Below are 8,544 nucleotides of genomic sequence, written 5' to 3' on the forward strand. Positions count from 1 at the left end.
AATTAGAAAGGTGATCTTATGGTGCAAAAGCAAAATAAAGATCAAAAAGAGCAGTTAAAAAATAAAATAACTGCTCTTTTTGATCTTTTATCTGAATTATATGGAACAGAAAGATTACTATTGAAAGCAGGAAAATTAGACATATTAGATATATTAGAATCTGAAGAAATAGAAGATCAGTTAATTGCTTTACAAAAAATTGTTTTTGATCATCCGATGTTAGATAAAGTTCCAGAAGATTTTTCTAAGAGATTAGAACTTGTTAATGAGTTAGAAGATAATTTAGTTGAAAATTTGTCTAAAAAATTAGTTAAAGAAAACTTGGAAAAAAAGATTAATAAAAAGTTAGAATTAAGACATCAAGAATATATTAAAGAAATTAAAGAAGAAATAATTAAAGAAGAGTCTCAAGAAGATACTGTGGATAATCCTGCTAACTTAAAGAAGTATATTGAGCTAGAGTCTTTAGAAGAAAAGGGACTAAATGTTTCAGCCACTAATTTACTAAGACCTCAATCTTTGGAAGAAATTGTTGGACAGGAAAGAGGGATTAAAGCATTATTGGCTAAATTAGTGTCTCCTTATCCTCAGCATATTATTATTCATGGACCACCAGGTGTAGGTAAGACAACGGCTGCTCGTTTAGTATTAAATATGGCTAAAAAAATGAAAGAAACTCCTTTTCATACAGATTCCAAATTTGTTGAAGTTGATGCTACAACTTTACGTTGGGATCCTCGCGAAGTAACAAATCCATTACTGGGTTCTGTTCATGATCCGATTTATCAAGGTGCTAAGGGTAAATTAGCTCAAGAAGGAATACCGGAACCAAAGTTAGGTCTAGTTACTAAAGCTCATGGTGGAGTTTTATTTATAGACGAAATTGGTGAATTAGATCCTATCTTACAGAATAAATTATTAAAAGTTTTAGAGGATAAAAGAGTAAATTTTGATTCTTCTTACTATGATCCAGATGATGAAAATGTTCCTCAATATATAAGAAAATTATTTACGGATGGAGCTCCTGCAGATTTTATTTTGATAGGAGCAACTACAAGAAGTCCCCAAGATTTAAATCCAGCGCTACGTTCTAGAACTACTAGTATATTTTTTGAACCATTAACTAAAGATGATATAATTAAGATAGTTAATCAAGCTGTAAGTAAGTTGGATATAAAAGTATCTGATGGAGTTGCAGAACTAATTAGCCAATATACTATCCAAGGAAGACAAGCTGTTAATATTTTAATGGACGCATATAATCTTAGTTTATATTATAAAAAAGATAAGATTAGTATCGAGGAAGTATTAGAAGCTGTCAAGTTAAGCAGATTAGTAGCAATTAATAAGAAAGAAGCAAGCCATGAAAGTCAAGTAGGTAGAGTATTGGGATTAGGAGTTAGTGGATTTTTAGGTTCTGTACTAGAAGTGGAGGCTATTGCTTTTCCTGCTAATAAAGAAGGTAAAGGTAATTTGCGTTTTAATCAAACTGCAGGAAGTATGACTAAAGATTCAATATTTAATGCTGCTTCTGTAATTCGTAAGGTTACAGGCAAAGATATTAAGGATTATGATATTCATATCAATATTGTCGGCGGAGGACAAGTAGACGGACCATCAGCTGGAACAGCTATTTCAGTGGCTATTATTAGCGCATTACAAGATATTCCAGTTCGTCAAGATATGGCTATCACCGGTGAAATTTCTTTGCATGGAAAGGTAAAACCTGTTGGTGGTGTAATTGAGAAAACTTATGGTGCATATCAATCAGGAGTGAAAGAAGTATTAATTCCAGTTGATAATAAAGTTAGTCTAAATAATATGAAGATTAAAGTAAGCCAGGTAACTGATATTCACGAAGTATTAGATAAGATGTTGGATGGCTAAAAGGAGGTTACAGTATGGAAGTTATGGATAGGGTTCCTCCAAATAGTATAGAGGCAGAAAAATCTACTTTAGGTTCTATGTTGTTAGATCGTGATGCAATAGCTAAAGTAATAGAGATATTAAAACCACAGGATTTTTATCGTGAGGCCCATACTACTATTTTTAATGTTATTAATAAATTATTCGATAGAGGAGAACCAGTTGATTTAGTTACTATTAGTCAGGAATTAAGAGAAGAAGAACAGTTAGAAGCGATTGGTGGAGCTTCTTATATTACCTCTTTGGTTAACAGTGTTCCTACAGCAGCTAATGTAGAACATTATGCAAAAATTGTAGAAGAAAAGGCAATTTTGAGAAGATTAATTAAAACTGCTGATCAAATTGCTCAATTAGGCTATAAAGGCGATGAAGAAATAGATACTATTTTAGATAGTTCAGAACAATTAATATTTAATATTTCTCAAAGAAGAACGGTACAAAGCTTTGATGGGATTAAAGATATTCTAATGGAGACTTTTGATAATCTAGAACAGCTTTATAATAATAAAGGTGATGTTACAGGAATTGCTACTGGATTTAGAGATTTGGATAAGATGACTTCTGGGTTACAGAGATCAGATTTAATTATCTTAGCTGCCCGTCCAAGTATGGGGAAAACTGCTTTAGCACTTAATATTGCTCAACATGCTGCAGTAAAAGAAAAGCAATCTGTAGCTATATTCTCATTAGAGATGTCTAAGTCTCAATTGGTACAAAGAATGTTATGTTCTGAAGCACAAGTAGATAGTCATCGATTAAGAACAGGATTCTTAAATGATACTGATTGGCGTAGAATATCTCAAGGTGCAGGACGTTTAGGAGAGTCTAAAATATTTATTGATGATACTCCAGGAATAACAGTAATGGAGATGAGAGCTAAGGCAAGAAGAATTCAAGCTGAACATGGATTAGATTTAATCCTAATAGATTACTTACAGTTAATGACTGGAAGTGGAGCTACTGAGAGTAGACAACAAGAGGTATCTAATATCTCTCGTTCTTTGAAAGGATTAGCACGTGAATTAAATGTGCCAGTTGTTTCACTTTCTCAGCTAAGTCGTGCTGTAGAGCAAAGAAATGATAAGAGACCACAGCTTAGTGACTTGAGATCAAGTGGTTCTATTGAACAGGATGCTGATGTGGTAGCTTTTATTTATAGAGATGATTATTATAATCCTGACTCTGAAAGAGCAGGAATCACAGAAATTATTATAGGAAAGCAGCGTAATGGACCAGTTGGAACTGTTGAATTAGCCTTTCAAAAAGAATATACAAAGTTTGTGGATTTATCTAGAAGAGAAGAGAAATAAATTTAAGAGCAAAATAATCAGCTAGCTGATTATTTTGCTCTTTTTTTATAGTATTAAACAAAATGTAAAGGTTTTTATTAATAAATAAAGAATTAAATGTAATAAAAGCAATAATTTTGATATATTTGATTTTGTATTATTAAATAAGCAAATATTTAAAGTTTTATTATATATATTTTATTGTTCGAGATAAGTATTCATAAAAATATTATGTATAAATTAGGATATCATTGCTTTCTTCTTGAATATAAAGGAATTTGTCAATTAAAGTCGAAAGTATTAATTTAAGTAGTATCTCAATTTGAGGTATATTTATTTTTTGGTGGTGATGCTAGTGGATAATTTTAATAAAAAAAGTTTATATCAAGTGATGATTATCTTATTAACTCAGACCTTATTATTATTATTTATAACATGCTGGAATGAAGTGGAATTATTTGGAGTATCTTATGATAAATTGCTAAATATAATAATTTTTGTGGTAGTTGGTTTATCTATCTTATCAATAATCATGGTTGCAGAGTTACATAAAATGGTCGAATATGAGACTGAATTTAAGATTCAGCAAGTTAAATTAAAAGAGAATAAAAAATTAATTGATAGCTTAAGAAGTCAAAAACATGATTTCTTAAACCATTTACAGACGATTTATGGAATGATACAGTTAGATAAAAAGAATCAAGCAAAAGATTATATAAAATCTTTGAATAAAGATTTATCCAGGATTAATTTCAAAGAAGATATTCTGTCTGACTCTATTCTTGATTCAATTCTAATTTCTAAAAAGTTAGAAGCATCCAAAGTAGGGATAAAATTTGACTGTAGGGTTGAAGTAGGGGTTGAAGAGGTTAATTTCCCCATTGATAAATTATTTAGAGTTCTTTCTAATTTAATTGATAATGCTATTGATGCTGTTAAGGATGCTGAGATTAAGGGAATTATCATAGTTAAAGGAATAGATAAAGGAGAAGAATATTTATTATCTGTTTATAATAGTAGATCAGTTATTGGAGATGATTTAAAAGCAAAGATCTTTGAACCAGGTTTTTCTACTAAAGGTGAAGAAAGAGGGTTTGGTTTATATATTATTAAGTCTTTAATTGAAGAATTTGGAGGTAAATTAAAATTAGAGAGTAAACCTGGCTATGGAACAGAGTTTTTATGTTACCTTAAGAAGGTTAGTAGAGATAGATAATTTAAAAACATAGGAGGTGAACTAATGAAATTATCATTAGTTAAATTTATATTTAATGGTTTTCCTGAAGTTTTATTACTATTATATGTTTCTGTAGGTTTATTAGGCCTTAGGATGTCAGTCGAGGAATATATAAAAGTAGGAATGATAAATCTGTTTATTTTAGCTTTTATCAGAGAATATTTAGATCTATTTGGTTTACATACTTTTATAGGCCTAATTATAATAATTTTCTCAATAAACTATCTATTAGAAGTTGATATTATGAAAATAATTATTTCCATGTTTATTAGCTTTATTCTTCTCTTTATAGGAGAAACCTTTACTTTTTCTTTAATGGTTAATTCCTTGGGAGTTGATATAGAAGAAATAAATAATAATTTAAAATTATACTTTATGGTAGTTTATGGGGCTAAAATCCCCTTGTTAATTACAGCATTAGCAATTTATAAGTTTGATCTTAAAATATTTAATGAAAAAGCATCTAAGCTTAGAGATTGAAGTAATAATTTATAAAAGAAAATGTTTATTTTATAAATTTAATAATTATTGTCCATAGAATTTATGATTCTCTTCTTTTATTTAACTTAATATTATCTGCTAGAAATCATAACATCCTCCTCTAATTTTACCTTTTTTGTCTGATTTTATCAATTAATCATATTATATTTGCACCTCTTGATGTAATTTTTTGTAATATTATAATTATAAAGTAAAAAAAAGAAATTGAAGGTTGATTAATATGTAATTTAATGGTACAATATAAATAAATAAGTAGATAATAGTAATTTTTACAAAGAAGAGGGGTTAATATGGAGGGGAAAAATAGTCTTGAACTTATTAGTCAAAAGCTTATAAATTATTTCTTTAAAGATTATCAAGCAGATGATAAAGAAATACTAATCTTTGGATTAATGGCAGTATTATCTACAACTATTACATCAATTTTTATAATTGTTTGTTCATCATTACTTGGAGTTGCTAGATTTTCAATAATAGCAGCTATTGTTGCATCAATACTGAGATTTTTTTCTGGAGGGATTCATGCTGCTACTTATAAACAATGTATTACAATAAGTACAGTTGTTTTTGTCTTATTAGGTTTATTAGCTTCTTATGCTGGAATAGGATTACAGGATAGTTTATTTATTATTTTATTACTAGCTCTTATAGTTGGTTCTATTATAATTTTCTTTTATGCTCCGGCAGAAGTAGAACAAAATCCTATTAATTCGATAGAAAGAAGATATAGACTCAAGAGATACTCTTTCATGATTTTATTTATTATAGTTTTTATTTCTTATCTTATTCTCTTATTAAAAAATGATTTATATCAGTTTATTCTAGCTGGGCTATTAGGGGTTATTTGGCAGTTATTTACAATAACCCCTTTAGCGTATAAATTAATTGACTTATTAAATAAAGATAGGAGGGGTAAAAATGAAGAGCAAAAAATTAATATCTAAAGTATTAAAAGGAGTAGCAAAAAGAAGTTCAAAGTCTGCTAGCTTTTATTTTGTTTATCAACCTGAAGTACCAAATGCTTTGAAAGAAGATAAGTAATCCAAAATAAAGGCTTGTCCAATTGGACAAGCCTTTATTTTGGATTAGCCAATGAAATTTAGAATAAGTAGGAAAGAGAAATGCCCAGTCGAAACCCATTCATTTCAGATTCTTGTTTTCCGCCTACCGCATAAAGAGGGTGGTCTTCATCATAATCTTCTAGCTCTCCGACATCTACCATTTTACCTGATTCATCAACAATAAAATGAGCAACTTTGCTTAAGCTTACTTTTGCTATACGATAATTAAAATCAGCAGTTAATAAGATATTTTCTTTAATTGGATAATTTACCTCTCCGCCTAAAAGTGCTCCTTTTCCTTTACATTCTGCAATTGTAGAAGATAGCATAGTTTGTCCATTATTTTTGAAAGTATCATCTTGTTTTAAATAATAACGCAATATTCCAGCTTTAAGTCTAAAAATTTCATTGATAGAATAGGCAAGTCCAAAATAGGGACCATATAATTTTTGAGTAGTTATTTCTCGATCTACATCAAAAGCTAATGTGTTAGCAGTTTCTTTAGGGCATGTTCCATCATAAGTGCTTTCTGCTAAATCAAATCCACCTTCAACGCCCCATTTTTCATTAAACCAATAAATTAGACCTAGATAATATCCAGAGCCTTTTTCAGCTTGATCTCTAAAACTTTCTTCTGTTTCTTTGTCATTGTAGATAGATATTTCTTTTCCTTTACTATATTTGATTAAATCAAAAGTATTATAAGTTAGCTTTCCTATTACTTCAAAATTTTTAGCGAATGTATTTTGAGATATAAACAAAAGAGTTACAAAAATAAATAAAATTATTAATTTTTTCATTTTTTCCTCCTTCAAATTATTTTCTACAATTTTTGAGTAAATAAATTGACAAAAAAAGAATATATGTAATAATTACACATAGTTACATAAAAGTCCTTTAGATTTACATTTTTTAAATTGATAGATAAATTTTACGATTTAAATTAGCTGTGGTATAAAAATAAATAACTCTTTATCTAAAATTAAGGTGAATTTGGTTTAATTGATTATTGTTTTGAAAAGTATAAGCATAACAATTATGAATAATAATTTTAAATTGATGATGTCAAATGTTTTGTGTAAATAGATTTAAGAAATCATTGGTATCTCTCTTTAAAAAGTTGAATAATGTCATCCTTAGCTTGCAAAAAACCTTTCATTCGTCGTTGAGACCAACGGTCATTATAATTAATAACTGTAAGATAAACTAATTTTTCTGCTGCTGTTATATTTGGTAAACTATTGGTGGGTTTAAGTCTTTTCTTAATTTCTTTATTAGTTCTTTCAATCCAGTTTGTAGTATATATAGATTTTCTAATGGATTCTGGATATTTATAAAAAGCTAAAAGATCATATTTATCATCTAACCAACTATCAGTTACTTCTGGATAAATTGATTGCCACTTAGCTATAAACTCATTTAAAGCTTTTTCAGCTTGCTCTAGAGTCAAAGCTTTATAAATAGGCTTTAAATCATCCATAATATCTTCTAGATGCTTTTTACGAACCTTTGAAGCAGTATTGCGTAATTTATGAACTACACACCTTTGGATATCAGCTTTAGGAAATACTTTTAAAAATGCATCTCTTAAGCCTGGTAGACCATCAATAACACCAAGTAATACTTGTTGAACACCTCTAGATTTTAATTTAGATAATTGTTCTTCCCAAACACTAGCAGATTCAGTAGGTGCTATATAAAAATCAAGGATTTCTCTATATCCTTCTTCATCAATGCCTATAATAACATAGATTGATTCATTATCTACATGGTCACGACGAACTTTAACACTTGTTCCATCAATAAAAATTACACTATAACGTTCTTTCAACTTTCTATTACGCCATTTTTCAATTTCTTCAATGGCAATGTCAGTTATATTGCTAATAGTAGACGGTGAATAATGATGACCATACATTTTTTCAATAACATCAGCAATATCTCTAGTCGAAAGCCCTCTAGCGTACATCATTACAATCATCTCTTCTAAGAGTTGATCACGTGTTTGATGAGGTTGAAAAAGAGCAGTATTAAATTCACCATTACGATCTCTAGGTATATTTAAGTTTTCAATTTTACCGTATTTAGTGTGAAGACCACGATTATATGAACCATTACGACTATTTCCTGAATTATTACCTTTAGTGTTGTATTTTTGATAGCCTAGAAATTCAGTAATTTCACTTTGAAGTAATAGTTCTAAAAAGTTTTTAATTAAATTTAATAAAAGACTGTCTAAGTTGTTATCTAAATTTTCTTGACCTGATAATAGATTTTCTATTATACTATTCATAGGGAATCCTCCTTAAGGTTGAGTTTTGTTTGGGATAACAATTATTTCAACCATTTTAAAGAGGATTCCTTTTTCTGTTTTAATTCTTAATGTCCTCAGGACATTTACACACAATATTGTACACTATCTTTAAATAATTTCTTAAATTGCAATATTAAATTGAACTAGTTTCAAACTGTAATAATTTGGTTAATTAGTTATATAGAATTTCTCTTAGTTGATCTTCAAAAGCTTCAT

8 protein-coding genes are annotated in these 8,544 nt (G+C 28.8%); 6 read left to right on the forward strand and 2 right to left on the reverse strand.

Going from position 1 to position 8,544, the window contains the following annotated elements; translation table 11 throughout:
• The first annotated feature begins 18 nt into the window (after positions 1-18).
• From lonC to OREMA_RS18685, 6 genes are all read left to right on the forward strand, one after another.
• On the forward strand, positions 19-1,887 hold the full coding sequence (gene lonC / locus OREMA_RS17710) for a Lon family ATP-dependent protease (protein ID WP_083900119.1): 1,869 nt from the start codon (positions 19-21) through the stop codon (positions 1,885-1,887).
• Between the two features lie 14 nt (positions 1,888-1,901).
• Entirely contained in the window at positions 1,902-3,236 is a 1,335-nt protein-coding gene (gene dnaB, locus OREMA_RS0111615; RefSeq protein ID WP_018249439.1) for a replicative DNA helicase, read from the forward strand.
• 328 nt (positions 3,237-3,564) lie between these two features.
• Positions 3,565-4,431, forward strand: a complete 867-nt coding sequence (locus OREMA_RS0111620) for a sensor histidine kinase (protein WP_157280069.1) — start codon at positions 3,565-3,567, stop codon at positions 4,429-4,431.
• 24 nt (positions 4,432-4,455) lie between these two features.
• Positions 4,456-4,932 carry a hypothetical protein gene (locus OREMA_RS0111625; RefSeq protein WP_018249441.1) on the forward strand — a complete coding sequence of 159 codons (477 nt, stop codon included), beginning with the start codon at positions 4,456-4,458 and terminating at the stop codon, positions 4,930-4,932.
• Positions 4,933-5,243: 311 nt separating this feature from the next.
• A complete protein-coding gene (locus OREMA_RS0111630; RefSeq protein ID WP_018249442.1) occupies positions 5,244-5,897 on the forward strand; it encodes an accessory gene regulator ArgB-like protein in 654 nt (217 codons plus the stop codon).
• Complete coding sequence (locus OREMA_RS18685; protein ID WP_018249443.1) at positions 5,872-5,994, forward strand: cyclic lactone autoinducer peptide; 123 nt, start codon at positions 5,872-5,874, stop codon at positions 5,992-5,994. Before OREMA_RS0111630 ends, OREMA_RS18685 begins: the two co-directional genes overlap by 26 nt.
• A 58-nt stretch (positions 5,995-6,052) precedes the next feature.
• On the opposite strand, the gene OREMA_RS0111640 is transcribed toward OREMA_RS18685, so the two are convergent.
• Positions 6,053-6,814, reverse strand: coding sequence for a hypothetical protein (locus OREMA_RS0111640; RefSeq protein WP_018249444.1), 762 nt, complete (start codon positions 6,812-6,814; stop codon positions 6,053-6,055).
• 296 nt (positions 6,815-7,110) lie between these two features.
• On the reverse strand, positions 7,111-8,307 hold the full coding sequence (locus OREMA_RS0111645) for an IS256 family transposase (RefSeq protein WP_018248291.1): 1,197 nt from the start codon (positions 8,305-8,307) through the stop codon (positions 7,111-7,113).
• Positions 8,308-8,544: the final 237 nt, after the last annotated feature.

Source organism: Orenia marismortui DSM 5156 (genome assembly GCF_000379025.1).
Lineage (GTDB): Bacteria > Bacillota > Halanaerobiia > Halobacteroidales > Halobacteroidaceae > Orenia > Orenia marismortui.